The 15404-nt window shown below is 29.7% G+C and carries 15 protein-coding genes; 3 read left to right on the top strand and 12 right to left on the bottom strand.

From position 1 onward, the window contains the following. Positions 1–23: 23 nt before the first annotated feature. The 6 genes from purN to I2E83_RS09175 all read right to left on the bottom strand — a co-directional run bounded on the left by purN (position 24) and on the right by I2E83_RS09175 (position 8225). A complete protein-coding gene (purN, locus tag I2E83_RS09200) occupies positions 24–644 on the bottom strand; it encodes a phosphoribosylglycinamide formyltransferase (protein WP_195429538.1) in 621 nt (206 codons plus the stop codon). Then, complete coding sequence (gene purM / locus I2E83_RS09195) at positions 632–1633, bottom strand: phosphoribosylformylglycinamidine cyclo-ligase (protein WP_195429536.1); 1002 nt, start codon at positions 1631–1633, stop codon at positions 632–634. The genes purN and purM overlap by 13 nt, the downstream gene beginning before the upstream one ends. A 22-nt stretch (positions 1634–1655) precedes the next feature. Then, positions 1656–3062, bottom strand: coding sequence for an amidophosphoribosyltransferase (gene purF / locus I2E83_RS09190; protein ID WP_195263404.1), 1407 nt, complete (start codon positions 3060–3062; stop codon positions 1656–1658). Between the two features lie 171 nt (positions 3063–3233). Then, positions 3234–3938, bottom strand: a complete 705-nt coding sequence (purC, locus tag I2E83_RS09185; RefSeq protein WP_195429534.1) for a phosphoribosylaminoimidazolesuccinocarboxamide synthase — start codon at positions 3936–3938, stop codon at positions 3234–3236. Then, the gene (purE, locus tag I2E83_RS09180; RefSeq protein WP_195429532.1) at positions 3938–4417 is read right to left on the bottom strand and encodes a 5-(carboxyamino)imidazole ribonucleotide mutase; all 480 of its coding nucleotides are present in this window, start codon (positions 4415–4417) and stop codon (positions 3938–3940) included. Before purE ends, purC begins: the two co-directional genes overlap by 1 nt. Positions 4418–4481: 64 nt before the next feature. Further along, positions 4482–8225, bottom strand: coding sequence for a phosphoribosylformylglycinamidine synthase (locus I2E83_RS09175; protein WP_195429530.1), 3744 nt, complete (start codon positions 8223–8225; stop codon positions 4482–4484). A gap of 318 nt (positions 8226–8543) precedes the next feature. On the opposite strand from I2E83_RS09175, the gene I2E83_RS09170 reads away from it, so the two are divergent. Together I2E83_RS09170 and I2E83_RS09165 are read left to right on the top strand one after the other, a co-directional pair. Continuing rightward, on the top strand, positions 8544–8732 hold the full coding sequence (locus tag I2E83_RS09170) for a hypothetical protein (RefSeq protein WP_195263400.1): 189 nt from the start codon (positions 8544–8546) through the stop codon (positions 8730–8732). A gap of 15 nt (positions 8733–8747) precedes the next feature. Then, positions 8748–8942: a hypothetical protein gene (locus I2E83_RS09165; RefSeq protein WP_008677525.1), complete on the top strand. Its 195-nt coding sequence runs from the start codon at positions 8748–8750 to the stop codon at positions 8940–8942. 43 nt (positions 8943–8985) lie between these two features. Here the strand turns inward: I2E83_RS09165 and I2E83_RS09160 are convergent, their stop codons facing one another. From I2E83_RS09160 to I2E83_RS09135, 6 genes are all read right to left on the bottom strand, one after another. Beyond that, entirely contained in the window at positions 8986–9141 is a 156-nt protein-coding gene (locus I2E83_RS09160) for a zinc-ribbon domain-containing protein (protein ID WP_195263399.1), read from the bottom strand. A gap of 298 nt (positions 9142–9439) precedes the next feature. Then, positions 9440–9595: a zinc-ribbon domain-containing protein gene (locus I2E83_RS09155; RefSeq protein WP_195263398.1), complete on the bottom strand. Its 156-nt coding sequence runs from the start codon at positions 9593–9595 to the stop codon at positions 9440–9442. Positions 9596–9917: 322 nt separating this feature from the next. Then, a complete protein-coding gene (locus I2E83_RS09150) occupies positions 9918–10850 on the bottom strand; it encodes an amidase domain-containing protein (protein WP_195263397.1) in 933 nt (310 codons plus the stop codon). A gap of 71 nt (positions 10851–10921) precedes the next feature. Further along, a complete protein-coding gene (locus I2E83_RS09145) occupies positions 10922–11143 on the bottom strand; it encodes a hypothetical protein (RefSeq protein WP_195263396.1) in 222 nt (73 codons plus the stop codon). A gap of 141 nt (positions 11144–11284) precedes the next feature. Further along, complete coding sequence (locus I2E83_RS09140) at positions 11285–12238, bottom strand: SPFH domain-containing protein (RefSeq protein ID WP_195263395.1); 954 nt, start codon at positions 12236–12238, stop codon at positions 11285–11287. Then, entirely contained in the window at positions 12239–12670 is a 432-nt protein-coding gene (locus I2E83_RS09135) for an NfeD family protein (RefSeq protein WP_195263394.1), read from the bottom strand. 513 nt (positions 12671–13183) lie between these two features. Between I2E83_RS09135 and I2E83_RS09130 the strand changes: the two genes are divergently transcribed. Further along, positions 13184–15088 carry an NAD(+) synthase gene (locus tag I2E83_RS09130; RefSeq protein ID WP_195429527.1) on the top strand — a complete coding sequence of 635 codons (1905 nt, stop codon included), beginning with the start codon at positions 13184–13186 and terminating at the stop codon, positions 15086–15088. The last annotated feature ends 316 nt before the right edge of the window (positions 15089–15404 follow it).

Raw genomic sequence — 15404 nt, 5'->3', positions numbered from 1 at the left:
CCTTAATTATCAATTTTCCATTATTAATTATCAATTGTATTTATTCTTGTTTTTCCATTTATAATTTCAACTTTATTTCTACTAATTAAATCAATTGCTTTTGGCAATATTTCATGCTCTTTTTCTAACACTCTTTTTTGTAATGATTCTTTTGTATCTTCAAAATAAACTGGCACCACTTCTTGAAGTAGTATTGCTCCACCATCTACCTCTTCATTTACAAAGTGAACTGTGCATCCTGAATATCTTACTCCAGAATTTATAACTGCTTCATGAACTTTTAATCCATACATTCTTGGCCCACAAAAGCTTGGTATCAATGATGGATGTATATTTATTATTTTATCTTTAAATTCTTTTAGGATATTTCCTTGTAATATTGAAAGATATCCTGCAAGAACTATTAAATCAACTTTCCCCTTAGTTAATTCTAATATCTTATCACATGCAGTATCTTTATATTCTTTTTTAGATACTACATGAGTCTTTATTCCTTTTTTCTCCGCTCGCTCTAAAGCAAATATTCCCTCTTTACTTCCTATAACCATTTCTATCTTACAATTTAATTTTCCATCTTCTATTGAATCTATTATTGATTGAAGGTTTGTTCCTCCACCTGATGCAAGTACTGCTATTTTAAACAAACACCTTCACCTCCAGATGTTACATAACCTATATCATAAGCTTTTTCTCCCATTTCAATTAACGCTTTTATAACAGGCTTTGCATCTGCTTCATTAACACATAGTACAAACCCAATCCCCATATTGAAAGTATTGTACATATGATCCTTATCTACACCTTTTTCTATTATCTTTTCAAATATTAACGGCAATGGATAGCTATCTTTTTTTATTACTGCTGTAAAATTTTCTCCATTAAACATTCTTGGAATATTTTCTATAAATCCACCACCTGTAATATGTGCCATTCCTTTTATTTCAAAGCTTTCAAGTAATTTTAAAATTGGTTTAACATAAATTTTTGTTGGAGTTATTAAAGTTTTCCAAGCTTCTTTTCCACCTAAGTCTTCATTTAAATCTTCAAATAATTTTCTTACTAGTGAATAGCCATTAGAATGTAAACCTGAAGATGCAATACCTATAAGCTTGTCTCCTTCTTTTATATTCTTACCATTTATTATTTTATCTTTATCTACAATTCCTACAGCAAAACCTGCCATATCGTATTCACCATCTCTATAAAACCCTGGCATTTCAGCAGTTTCTCCACCAACTAAGGCACATTCTCCTTGAAGACATCCTTCTGATACACCTTTTACTAAATCTGCTGCAACTTCAGCTTCTAACTTTCCACAAGCTATATAGTCTAAGAAAAATAGTGGCTTTGCTCCATGGCATAAAATATCATTAACACACATTGCAACACAATCTATTCCAACTGTATCGTATTTTCTAGTTTTAAAAGCTATATCAAGTTTGGTTCCAACTCCATCTGTCCCAGAAACTAAAACTGGTTTCTTGTATCCTTCTGGAAGCTCAACCATTCCAGCAAAGCTTCCAAGTCCATTTAGTACATAATCACTCATTGTTCTACTTGCATATTCTTTTATAAGCTTTACTGATCTATATCCTTCTTCTATATTAACTCCAGCTTCTTTATAAGTTATCATTTAACACACTACCTTTCAGCTTTTATTTTGCTCCTTCTATAGGTGTTGCTACTGGATATATTCCATTAAAGCAACCAACACAATATCCACAGTTTTCTTTAAAGCAACTATACATACCTTCCATACTTAAATATCCTAAGCTATCGCATCCTATTGCTTCTCTTATTTCTTCAATTGATTTTTTAGCTCCTATAAGCTCACTTCTATATGGAGTATCTATTCCAAAGTAGCAAGGAAATTTAACTATTGGTGAAGCTACTAAAAAATGTACTTCTTCTGCTCCTGCCCTTCTTAAAGAATCAACTAAGTGCTTTGATGTTGTTCCTCTAACTATTGAATCATCAATTAGTACAACTCTCTTTCCACTTATATTTGCTTTAAGTGGATTTAATTTTACTGCTACAGCTCTTTCTCTAATTTCTTGAGAAGGTGTTATAAAGGTTCTGCCTACATATCTATTTTTTACAAATCCAGTATCATAAGGTATTCCTGAAGCCTTTGAATATCCTATTGCTGCTGGTATTCCTGAATCTGGAACTGCAACTACCACATCTGCATCTATTTTATATTCTCTAAATAATTGTTCTCCTGCCCTCACTCTTGATTCATGAACATCTAAGCCATCAATTGTTGAATCTGGTCTTGCAAAATAAATATACTCAAAAGCACATGTCTGACATTGTGTATTTTCTGAATACTTATAGGATTTAATTCCATTATCATCTATAATAATTATCTCGCCTGGATCTACATCTCTAACTAATTCTGCTCCTATTGCATCTAAAGCACAACTTTCTGATGATAGTACATAACCTTCTTCTGTCTTTCCAAGACATAATGGTCTAATTCCATGTGGATCTCTAACTCCTATAAGCTTATCATTTGTCAAAATTACCATTGCGAAAGATCCTCTTATTGCTTGTATAGAATCAAATATCGCCTTTTCAAGACCTTTTTTAGCTCCTCTTGCTATAAGATTTGCTATAACTTCTGAATCTATTGATGTATGAAAGACATGTCCTCCATCTTCTAAAAGTTCTCTAATTACATCAGCATTTACTAAAGTACCATTATGAGCCATTGCTATTGAACCAAGCTTAGTTTGGCTAAGTAATGGCTGTGCATTTTCAATTCTAGTATCTCCGCATGTAGAATATCTAACATGCCCTATTGCTGCAAACCCTTTAAGTCTATTCAAATCATCTTTAGAAAAAGCTTCTGTAATAAGCCCCATTCCTTTATGAATATCAACACTTTCACCATTTGCCACAGCTATTCCTGCACTTTCTTGCCCTCTATGCTGAAGTGCATACAACCCATAATAAGTCATAGATGCAACATCCATAGGCTTATTTACATAAACACCAAAAACACCACATTCATCCTTAAATTTATCATTACTCGGATCCAAAATTAAATTTGAGTTCAAAAAAACACCCCCAATATTAATTGACAATTTATAATGGGCAATGGATAATTATGGATAATTATTGATGCAATTTAGCTTAGCTGAATTGCTTATAATTTTAACTTTAATAACTCAGCTTGACTGAGTTATTACCTTAATTGCGCATTTTCCATTGTCCATTATCATTATTAATTATTTTTGTATTCTGTTTAATATTTCTATATAAGCATCTTTTACATTTCCAAGGTCTCTTCTGAATCTATCCTTATCTAATTTTTCTCCTGTTGTTGCATCCCAGAATCTGCATGTATCTGGTGAAATTTCATCTGCTAATATAACTTCTCCATTGTATCTTCCAAATTCTAATTTAAAATCTATTAATCTTATATTTTGCTTTATGAAGAATTCTTTTAGTAAGTTATTAATTTTTGCAGTCATTTCATAAATCTTGTTTAGTTCCTCAAATGTAGTAGCACCGATTCCTACTGCATGATAATCATTTATTAATGGATCTCCTAGTGAATCGTCTTTATATGATAATTCAAATACTGTAGTTTTAAGTTCAAATCCTTCTTCTAATCCCAATCTTTTAGCCATTGATCCAGCTGCTACATTTCTAACTATTACTTCTAAAGGTACTATTTCAACTTTTTTACAAAGTTGCTCTCTTTCATTTAATTTTTCTATAAAGTGTGTCTTTATTCCATTTTCATTTAGCATTTCAAAAATCATGGAAGTAATTGCATTATTTAAGGCTCCCTTATCTTCAATTTGCCCTTTCTTTTCTCCATTAAATGCTGTTGCATCGTCTTTATAGTACACAATAACTTCGTCTGCCTTTTCTGTAGCATATATTTTCTTTGCTTTTCCTTCATACATCATTTCTAATTTTTCCATTATAAATCTACCCCTTCTCCATTTTCTTCTATAAACTTACTTTTCATATCTAATCTAAATTCATTTAATTTTTCTCTTAACGAACTATCTTTTATTGCAAGCATTTGTACAGCAAGCATTCCTGCATTATAACTGTTATTAATTCCAACTGTTGCAACTGGAATTGATTTTGGCATTTGAACTATTGAAAATAAAGCATCTAACCCCTCCACTGCTCCTTTTATTGGAACTCCTATTACAGGCATAGTAGTTTGAGAAGCTATAACACCAGGCAGATGAGCTGCAAGCCCAGCTCCCGCAATAACAACTTCACACCCTTTTTCTTCAGCTTCCTTTAAAGTTTCCGTTAACTTTTCAGGAACCCTATGAGCTGATAATACATAAGCTTTAAACTCTACTCCAAATTCTCTTAAGCAATTAGCAGCTCCCTTCATAACATCAGTATCCGATTTACTTCCAAAAAATATTGCTACCTTCATATAAAAACCCCCGTTTTATTAATTTATAATGGATAATTGACAATTGCGCCTTGTCCATTGTCCATTACTTAAAGTACTTCACTCCTGCTTTAAATATCTTTTGATCAAAGTTTCCTGGAACATTTTTATATAGGTTTTCTCCTATTCTTTCTGAATGTCCCATTTTACCAAGTATTCTTCCATCTGGACTTGTGATTCCTTCTATACCTAACATTGAGCCATTTGGATTAAAAGGCATATCACTAGATATTTCACCATTTAAGTCAACATATTGTGTTGCTATTTGTCCATTTTTTCTTAACTTTTCTATTAAATCTTGTGGAGCAACAAATCTTCCTTCTCCATGAGAAATTGCAATCGAATGTATATCTCCAAGATTTACTTCATTAAACCATGGTGACTTGTTTGATGTTATTTTAGTTCTAACTATTGAACTCATATGTCTATTGATTTCATTGTAAGTTAGAGTTGCCATATCTTCTTCTATATCTACAATTTCACCATAAGGTACTAATCCTAATTTTATTAGTGCTTGGAAGCCATTGCATATACCAAGCATTAAACCATCTCTATTTTTCAACAGATCCATTACAGCATCTTTTATTCTTTCGTTTCTAAATACTGTTGCTATAAATTTACCTGATCCATCTGGTTCATCTCCAGCTGAAAATCCACCTGGTAACATAATTATTTGGCTTTCTCTTATGCTCTTTTCCATTTCTAAAATCGATTGGTTTAATAAATCCTTGTTCATATTATTTAAAACAAACTCTGATACTTCTGCACCTTCATTCTGAAAAGCTCTTGCACAATCATATTCACAGTTTGTTCCAGGGAAAACTGGAATAAATACTTTTGGTTTTGCAACCTTTATTAAAGGTGTCTTTACTTCTTTAGATTCATATAATACTGTTTGAATTTTTTCTTTTCTATCTTCTGTTTTCACCTTAAATACATCTGATAACTTTTCTTCTAGTATCTTTTCTAAAAACTCTATATCAAAATTAATATCATATTCCTTTGAAACTATAGCCCTATTTTCTGTTGTATTACCTATTACTTTATAAGCGCAACCATTAAATTCTTTTTCTATTTCAACATCTTTTTTAACTTCTAAAACTAAGCTGCCATAATTAAGTTCAAATAATTCCTCTTTACTTAATCCTTCAAACTCTACCCCAATTCTATTTCCTAAACTCATTTTAGTTAAAGCTTCTGCTACTCCACCAAATTTTAATGATGAAGCAGAAATAACTTTTTTATTTAAAATAAGTTCATGTAACTTTTCTAAGTTCTTCTTATATCCGTCTACTTTTAATATCATATCTTCATTTTTTTCAGCTATTAAAAGTACTATCTTAGAATTATTATTTTTAAATTCTGGAGATATAATATCTTTAGCTTTAGCAACATCCACTGCAAATGCCACTAATGATGGAGGTACATCTAAATCCCCAAAAGTACCTGACATAGAATCCTTACCACCAATAGCTGGTATTCCTAAATCCATTTGTGCTTGATATGCTCCAAGTAATGCTGAAAAAGGTTTTCCCCATTTGTTTTTATCTTTTCCTAATCTCTCAAAATACTCCTGTAATGTTAGTCTTGCTTTTTTATAGTTCCCACCCATAGCTGAAAGTTTTGTTACTGCTTCTATCACTGAATAATATGCCATATGGTAAGGACTCCACATCCCCATGTCTGGATTAAATCCATATGTCATTAATGTTGCATCTTTACTTTCTCCATTTAAAACTGGTATCTTAGCTGCCATACCTTCTGCTGGTGTTGTTTGATATTTTCCTCCAAAAGGCATAAGTACAGTTCCTGCCCCTATAGTTGAATCAAATCTTTCAACTAAGCCCTTTTGCATTGATACATTTAAATTTTTTAATATATTAATCCACTCTTCTTTTACATCCACACCTTTTATGCTAAATGGGTACTCCTTTGGAGATTTCACTTCTACTTCTATTGCTTGTCTCGCCCCGTTTGTATCTAAGAATTCTCTTTTTAAATCTACGATTTTTTTCCCTCTCCAGAACATTCTAAGTCTTTCATTATTAGTTACATCTGCAACTTTAACTGCCTCTAAATTTTCTTCTTCACATAAATCTATAAATCTTTTTTCATTTTCCTTGCTAACTACAACTGCCATTCTTTCTTGTGATTCTGAAATAGCAATTTCTGTTCCATCTAAACCTTCATACTTTTTAGGAACTTTATCTAAATTTATATCTAAACCTCTTGTTAATTCTCCAATTGCAACTGAAACTCCACCAGCTCCAAAATCATTACACCTTTTTATCATCCTCGAAACTTTAGAATTTCTAAATAATCTTTGAATCTTTCTTTCAGTAGGAGGATTGCCTTTTTGAACTTCTGCTCCACACTCATTGATTGAATTTTCTGTATGTTCTTTAGATGACCCTGTTGCTCCACCTAATCCATCTCTTCCAGTTCTTCCCCCTAAAAGAATTACAACATCTCCTGCCTTCGGCTCTTCTCTAACTACATTTTCTTTTGGTGCTGCTGCTATAACAGCTCCAATTTCCATTCTCTTAGCAACATAATTTGGATGATATACTTCTGAAACTTGGCCTGTAGCAAGCCCTATTTGATTTCCATATGAACTATATCCATGAGCTGCTCCTAAAGTTATAGTTCTTTGAGGTAATTTTCCCTTTAATGTTTCTCCTATATTAACAGTTGGATCTGCAGCTCCTGTAACCCTCATTGCTTGATATACATAAGTTCTTCCTGATAATGGATCTCTAATTGCACCACCAAGACATGTAGCTGCACCGCCAAAAGGTTCTATTTCAGTCGGATGATTATGTGTTTCATTTTTAAACATTACTAGATATTCTTCTATTCCTTTGTTTGTTTCTATATTTACCTTTATTGAGCAAGCATTTATTTCATCAGATACGTCTAAATCTTCTAATAAACCTCTTTTTTTCATTTCTTTCATTGTTATAACTGCAATATCCATTAATGTTTCATCTCTATCAGTTTCACCATAAACAAAATTTCTTGACTTTAAATACGCTTCATAAGATTTCGATGTTGGATGTGTATAAAGTCCTTCTTCAATAACTACATTTTCTATAGCAGTTGAAAAAGTTGTGTGTCTGCAGTGATCTGACCAATATGTATCTATCACTTTTATCTCTGTAATGCTTGGATCTCTGTTTTCCTCTTTAAAATAATTTCTTATAAGTTTTATATCATCTACACTCATAGCAAGGCACATACTCCTGTGTAGCTCTTGTATTTCGTTATCATTTTTATTAGTGAATCCATTTAATATTTTCACACTTTTTGGCTCTGGAAGTTTTGATGCTAGTTCTAAGTTATCTATATTTACCTCTCTTGAATCAACCGAATTTATACAATATTTTTTAATTTTTTCTACTTCATTTCTTGATAAATTACCTTTTAATATTATTATTTTTGTCCATTTAACTTCTACTTTTTCTCCTGAAGTCAATAATTGATAACACTCCGCAGCCGAATCTGCTCTTTGATCATATTGCCCCGGTAGATATTCAACTCCAAAAGCTACTTCATTATCTTTTACTTCAAAATTATTTTCGTAAACATTATCTACAGTTCGTTCTGAAAATATTGTATAAAGAGCTTTTTTATAATCTTCTTCTTTCATTTCCCCTAAAGTATATTTATTTACAAGTCTAACTTCTTCTAAAGAATTAATTCCTAAGTTATTTTTATAATCTTCAAGCATACTTTTTCCTTCAACATCGAAGCATCTTTTTTTCTCTACAAATATACAACTCACCTTCAACCTTCATACCTCCCAAGCTAGTATATTCCAAAATTAAACATACGAATGTTTATTTATAATATAAATATATATTTCGTTATTTATATCTAAAGACTACCACTTCGTTATATAATTGTCAACTTTATTAAATATATTTGCAATATAATTCGTATAATAACGAATTATATTGCAGATATATTTAATAATAATTCGATTTTATTTAAAGTTTATTTTATATCCATTTTATGTGAACTTATGTATTAATTATTTTTTTAAATTTGTTATTTAAATATCATTTTTACACAAACTAATATGGAGATAATTGAAGGTGGTGTTAATATGAAACATAACGCAAAAGAAAATTTAACAATAGCTTTAGATGAGCTTTGTTCATGTCAAAATCATCTAAACACTGCTTATTTACATGCAGAAGAAAATCATAATAGAAATGAAATTCATACTGCACTTGAAGCTATAGGTAGCGCTGTAGATTCCGCACAAACTGCTTTGAAAAATTATAAAGATTAGAAGGAGGTATTTAATATGGGACATAAGGCAAATGCAAAAGATGAATTAAAATGTGCTCTTTCTGATGTTACTCACGCTCAACAATTATTACATGATGCTATTAAATCTGTAGAGCAAGATGATAATAAGCAACTTATTCAAGATACTTTAGCAAATGTTAATGAAGCATTACATGCAACAAGAACTTCAACTTATGGATTTAAAGATTAATAAAATAAAAAGACTGTAGGAAAAACCTACAGTCTTCAGTTAACTATCTTCTGTTGTTTTGAGCTTTTCTTGCTCTTCTGCAATCAACGCATCTTACTGGTTCGTTGTCGAATCCTTTTTCTTTGTAGAATTCTTGTTCTCCTACTGTGAATACGAATTCCTTACCGCAGTCTTTACAAATTATTTTCTTATCTTCCATTTTAAATCCTCCATTCTAAAGACCAATATAATATCAACAAATCTCTACAATGGAGAAAGCTAATTTCTATTCAATCTTTAAACAAATATTTCGAAGTCTCATGACTCACTACTATATTTTATCATATATTTTTTTTTTTTGCTAGTAGTTTTTATTATATTAATCATAATTTAACACACTTTCTGTTAGTATATAATAGCATTTGTCAACATATTATATTCATTTCTTTTACATTTTATTTTTAATTTTTTACAAAAATAAAAGCTATAGGAAAACCTATAGCTTTTATTAATTACAACTATCTTCTGTTGTTTTGAGCTTTTCTTGCTCTTCTGCAATCCATACATCTTACTGGTTCGTTATCGAATCCTTTTTCTTTGTAGAATTCTTGTTCTCCTACTGTGAATACGAATTCTGAACCACAATCTTTACATACTAATTTCTTATCTTCCATTTTAAATCCTCCATTCTAAAGACTATTCAAGTAATTACTAATCTCTATAACGGAGAATATCATTATCTTTCAAAATCTTTAAACAAAATATTGTTAGTCTTATCGACTACTTATTCATAATAACATACTTAAATTAAAAAAGCTACTATTTTTTAATTTATTTTTCAAAAAAATACCGGTAGCTTTAACTACCGGCAAAGAAACCTACGTAACCCCGTGGGGTCATTTTTATTCTTATCATATTTATATGTTTATATTCTTAGTTTTATAATAATTTTATTTATATATTATGTGATTTTATTTTGATTCATGAACATTTTTACTATAAACCTTCTCTATCACATAATATTTCTAATAGTTCTTTTGGAGTTTTACCTCTAGAATTCATATGAAATTCAACTTCTTTTATTCTATTTTCCATTTTTTTAATAAAGTCATTTGTTTCTTTACTATTAAGTTCTTCATTATCAACTCTGGTATCATCTAAGCTCAATTTAATTATATCTATAGCTTCAATTAATTCTTTTCTATAATCCTCATTACTTTTATTATCTTTATTGTTCGCTATTACTTCAATAGATGTTCTTTGATTATCATCCTTTATTTGATATATATAAAAATTATAATCATTCGGTTTCCCCATTAAGTAATATCTGAGATTTCCATTCTTTTTAAAGTTCTCCATCGAATTAGAATGTTGACAAAAGTATATAGTTTTATTTTTATCTATTAAGTCAGTAATAGCTTGTGAATGAAACGTAATATTATTAGGTCTAGAATACTGAACTATATCTCCTGGCAATAAATTTAAATAAATTTCATCCCAATTTACTAATGCTTCTATTATTTTATATTCCTTATATGAATGAGCTCTTTTATATTCTTCTCCAAAATGTAAATGAAAAGGCTGTGCAGCTGTCCACGTTGAACTCCTATTAGGTAAGTTAGGAGAATAGTAAAACCAAGATTTTATACTTGTTGCAGTTGATTTATCCCCAACAAACTCCATTCCTCCAGCCCTTAAAACTTGAGATACAAAATTAGTACAATCTCCACCATCATTTACGTAATTATAATATTTACTATTAGATGATGTTGCCCATTTTATTGCATATTCTCGAGCTAACTCTCTATTATAATTATCATTTTTAACTTCTGCTGATATAGATTGCATATCTATACTTGCTATAAATAATACTAACATTAAAAATAATAATAAAAATAAATTTACTTTTCTTTTGATTAAACTTTTCATATTTTATCTCTCCAGATTATTTTAAACTATATTATATCTTTTGAAATAAAAGCAATTTCAATACATATTAATTACTTAATAAAAATCATCAAAAATGCACATAATAAAACAGACGTTGCAACAGATATTCTCATCATCTTTGTATCCTTATTTAAATCTCTTGGTATAAATTTAAATTCTTTATCAATCACTCTTTTAGAAACTCTACTTCCTATTATAATTACAGTAAAAATATAACCTATGAGAGAAGTAAAAATATCTGCTATAATTGCAATTCCACCATATTGAATCATACAAAAAAAGCAAAAAAGTTAAGGATGTCTTGCTTCGCAAAGCTTAATTTAAACTTACACGAATCATTTTCTGTTCAAAAATCCTTAATGGATTTTTCACACCTTAACTCTTTCGCTTTTTTATTCTTTCATTATTTCACTTTATTCTTTGCTTCCTTTAAGCATTTCGCCTATAGCTGCAATGCTTCCAAGTGAAGATAAAGTTTCATTTGGTAATATAAGCTTATTAGCTGGATTATTAGCCATTTCTTTAAGAGCCTCAACTTGTTTTAAAGCAATAACTGTTTCGTTAGTACCTGACTCTATAATTGCTTGGTTCACCTTTCTTATAGCTTCAGCTTCTGCTGTAGCTATTTCTTCTATAGCTTTAGCTTTACCTTCTGCTTCAAGCAATTGAGATTCTTTTAAACCTTCAGCTCTTCTGATATTTGCTTCCTTTTCAGCTTCTGCTGCAAGTATCTTAGATCTCTTTTCACCTTCAGCCTTTTCAATTTGAGATTGTCTTTGACCTTCTGCTTCAAGAATCATAGCTCTCTTATTTCTTTCTGCTTTCATTTGCTTTTCCATAGCTTCTTGAATTTCTGTTGGAGGTATTATATTTTTAATTTCAACAGAAAGTATCTTTATACCATATGCATCTGTAACTTCATCTATAATACTTAAAAGATCTTGATTTATTTTATCTCTTCCTGATAAAATTTCATCTAAACTCATGTTACCTAAGATATTTCTCATATTAGTTGTTGCTGAATATACGATACCTGATCTATAGTCTTCAATATTATATACAGCATCTTTAGCATTTAATAGCTTATAAAATATAACATTATCTACAGATATTTTAACATTATCTTTAGTAATAACTGATTGTGGTGGTACATCTAAAATTTGTTGCTTTGTTGAAACTTTTTTTCTAACAAAGTCAGCAAAAGGAATTAAGAAGTGCCATCCTGGTTCTAAAGTTTTATGATATTGACCAAACCTTTCTACAACGTATAAGTATCCTGTGTTTACGATTTTAATTGATGATAAGATTACTATTAATACAAAAAGTATTACTACTCCTGTAATTATTAACCCTACTAAACCATTCATCTAAATTTCCTCCTCTTTTTTAATTATTAATTTAATACCCTCAATACCTGTGATTTTAAAACTTTCGTCTTTTCTTATCACTTCTCCTGAGTTTTGTACAGTCCAGTATATTCCGTCAACTTTAATTTTAGCCCTATCTATTATATCTTCTTCTGCTTTCATAACTCTTCCTATATAAGTTTCTTCCATTAAAGGTGTACGTTTAACACCTTCTTTAAATTTACGTTTTGCCCATGGATAACCTACTGAAACAGTTATTAGATTTACTACTAAGAAAAGTACTACTTGAACCCCAAATGTTACTCCTAGTAAATCAGCTATCATTGCAACAAATGCTCCTACAGCAAACCAAGCAAATAAAAAATTACTTGTTGCTATATCTATAGCAATTACTACAGCTGCAACTATAATCCAAAAAATTACCGCTCCCATTATTTCCCCCTCCTTTTTTCATTTAAGAATATTATATCATTTTTTAGTAAAAATTTGAATTCGATTAACTTATGAATTCATTATAATATATGCATTACTTTATTACAATATCTCTTTTATCTTTTTATAAGGTATTTTATAACCTTTTGTTTCGTTTAAAGACATCTTTCTTTTATTATCATTGATTTTCTATAGTTTTCCTTTTATTATTTAAATATATCATTTAATTAATACTTATATATTTAATACAAATAGTATATTTAATTATTAATATTCTTATTAAATAAATTTTTAAAATTATATTTGCTATTTAACTAAAGAAAATCATTAAGACATTTTTAAACAGAAATTACTTTACAAGGATGTTTTTAGTTTTGCAAATTAAAACCTCCTTAACTTTTCACTTATAAATTGCTAGGAGTTTTTTTATCACTGTGAATTTTAAATATAAAAAAGAGTTACAATACTTATATACTAAGTATTGTTTAATTTAATATGGATTGGAGAGATTTTATGGATTTTATAAAAGTTGCAGCTGCATGTCCTATCACTCGTGTAGCAGATATAGACTATAATTTAGAAAATATATTTATTTGTTTAGATGAAGCATATAAAAATGGGGCTAAGTCAATAGTTTTTCCTGAATTAGCTATTACTTCATATACTTGTGGTGATTTATTTATGCAATACAGCTTATTAGAAAAAGCTAATTTAGCAATAGAAAAACTAATTAAAAAGAGCACTGGCCTAGATATGCTGATTGCTATAGGAGCTCCTTTAAGCTTTAAAAATGTATTGTTTAATTGTGCTTACATAATTTTCAACGGAAAACTTCTTGGAATAGTTCCAAAATCATATATTCCAAATTACAGTGAATTTTACGAAAAACGTTGGTTTAGTGAAGGTCTTGGAATAATAGATGAAAAGGTAGATTTTGCTTTTCAAAAGGATGTTCCATTTGGAACTAATTTAATTTTCACTTCAGGAAGATATAGTTTTGGATTTGAAATTTGTGAAGACCTTTGGGTTACAATCCCTCCAAGTTCATATCTTTCACTTCTTGGTGCAAATATAATAGGAAATCTTTCAGCATCTAATGAACTTGTAAGCAAAAAAGATTATAGAGAAGCTCTTATATCTAACCAAAGTGCTAGATGTATGTCTGCTTATATTTATTCATCTGCTGGAGTTCATGAATCCACAACAGATCTTTTATTTAGTGGACATATGTTAATTGCCGAAAATGGTACTATTCTTAAAGAAAATGAAAGATTCCAAAGAGATAATGAAGTTATCTATTCATGTATAGATGTATTTAGATTAAACAGTGAAAGGCTTAAAAATATAAGCTTTAGAGATGCTTCAAGAATAGTACCATTTGAAGCTGAAATAATAAACTTCACTTATAATAATACTGAAATAAATAACTTCGATAGATTTATAGATAAGCATCCTTTCGTTCCAGCTAATATTAAATTACGTGAAGAAAGATGTAAGGAAATATTTAATATTCAAGCTGCTGCCTTAGCTAAGAGAATGGAACATACTAATTTGAAAAAAGCAGTTATAGGTATTTCAGGAGGACTTGATTCCACTTTAGCTTTACTTGTAGTGGTTAAAACCTTTGAACTTCTAGGTTTAGATAATAAAAATATTGTTACTATTACAATGCCTGGTTTTGGGACTACTGATAGAACTTATAATAATGCTTTAACATTATGTAAGGAATTAGGTTGTGATTTAAGAGAAATTAATATAGTAAAAGCTGCTCTTCAACACTTTGAAGATATTGGTCATGATAAAAATATTCATGATGTTACTTATGAAAATGTTCAAGCTAGAGAAAGAACTCAAATTCTTATGGATTTAGCCAATAAAGAAGGTGGATTATTAATTGGAACAGGAGATCTTTCTGAATTAGCTCTTGGATGGTGTACTTATAACGGAGATCATATGAGTATGTATTCTGTTAATCCATCAATTCCAAAAACTCTTGTTAGATATTTAGTTAGATATGTAGCAGAAAAGGAATCAACTACTGAAGTTTCAGATACACTTTTAGATATATTAGATACTCCAGTTAGTCCTGAACTTTTACCTAAGAGTGATAAGGGTGAAATTACTCAAAAAACTGAGGATATAGTTGGACCTTATGAACTGCATGACTTCTTCCTATATCACTTTATTAAACATGGTTCTTCAAAAGAAAGGATAAAGCTTCTTGCAGAACAAGCATTTAAAGATGATTATAGCAAAGAAGAAATTGCTAAATGGCTTGATAAATTTATTTATCGATTCTTTACACAACAATTTAAGAGAAGTGCTTTACCTGATGGACCTAAAGTTGGAAGCATATCATTGAGTCCACGTGGTGATTGGAGAATGCCTTCTGATGCTTCCTTTAACTCTTTTAAATAGTATATAAAATAAGAATCTGTTGTGCTTCAAGTTGCTAATATTACTTCGGATAGAGTTTTTATAACTTGGCGTTTTAAATTTTCTAAATTACCATAACTCGCATGCGCTCAGACAATGGTAATTCTTAACGAAAACTTAAACCGCCAAGTTATAAAACTCTAGTTCCTTGTAATAATGCAACTTTCCGCACAGCAGATTCTTATTTTATAATTTAAATTGAGTTAAATATATTAGTAAATTACCATAACTCTCATTCGCTCAGACAATAGTAATTCTTAACGGTATTTTGAAACATAGAATTATAAAACTCCAACAG

This window comes from Clostridium sp. D46t1_190503_E9 (assembly GCF_015555225.1).
In the GTDB taxonomy this organism is placed as follows: Bacteria; Bacillota; Clostridia; order Clostridiales; family Clostridiaceae; genus Clostridium.
The sequence above is the reverse complement of the archived record's forward strand: the minus strand, read 5'-3'. Positions and strand labels throughout refer to the sequence as shown.

Bases quoted from the DNA above. Each gene is read 5' to 3' on its own strand.
- purM (WP_195429536.1), bottom strand. From the start codon at position 1,633: ATGATAACTTATAAAGAAGCTGGAGTTAATATAGAAGAAGGATATAGA.
- purC (WP_195429534.1), bottom strand. From the start codon at position 3,938: ATGGAAAAATTAGAAATGATGTATGAAGGAAAAGCAAAGAAAATATAT.
- purE (WP_195429532.1), bottom strand. From the start codon at position 4,417: ATGAAGGTAGCAATATTTTTTGGAAGTAAATCGGATACTGATGTTATG.
- I2E83_RS09170 (WP_195263400.1), top strand. From the start codon at position 8,544: ATGAAACATAACGCAAAAGAAAATTTAACAATAGCTTTAGATGAGCTT.
- I2E83_RS09165 (WP_008677525.1), top strand. From the start codon at position 8,748: ATGGGACATAAGGCAAATGCAAAAGATGAATTAAAATGTGCTCTTTCT.
- I2E83_RS09160 (WP_195263399.1), bottom strand. From the start codon at position 9,141: ATGGAAGATAAGAAAATAATTTGTAAAGACTGCGGTAAGGAATTCGTA.
- I2E83_RS09155 (WP_195263398.1), bottom strand. From the start codon at position 9,595: ATGGAAGATAAGAAATTAGTATGTAAAGATTGTGGTTCAGAATTCGTA.
- I2E83_RS09150 (WP_195263397.1), bottom strand. From the start codon at position 10,850: ATGAAAAGTTTAATCAAAAGAAAAGTAAATTTATTTTTATTATTATTT.
- I2E83_RS09145 (WP_195263396.1), bottom strand. From the start codon at position 11,143: ATGATTCAATATGGTGGAATTGCAATTATAGCAGATATTTTTACTTCT.
- I2E83_RS09140 (WP_195263395.1), bottom strand. From the start codon at position 12,238: ATGAATGGTTTAGTAGGGTTAATAATTACAGGAGTAGTAATACTTTTT.
- I2E83_RS09135 (WP_195263394.1), bottom strand. From the start codon at position 12,670: ATGGGAGCGGTAATTTTTTGGATTATAGTTGCAGCTGTAGTAATTGCT.
- I2E83_RS09130 (WP_195429527.1), top strand. From the start codon at position 13,184: ATGGATTTTATAAAAGTTGCAGCTGCATGTCCTATCACTCGTGTAGCA.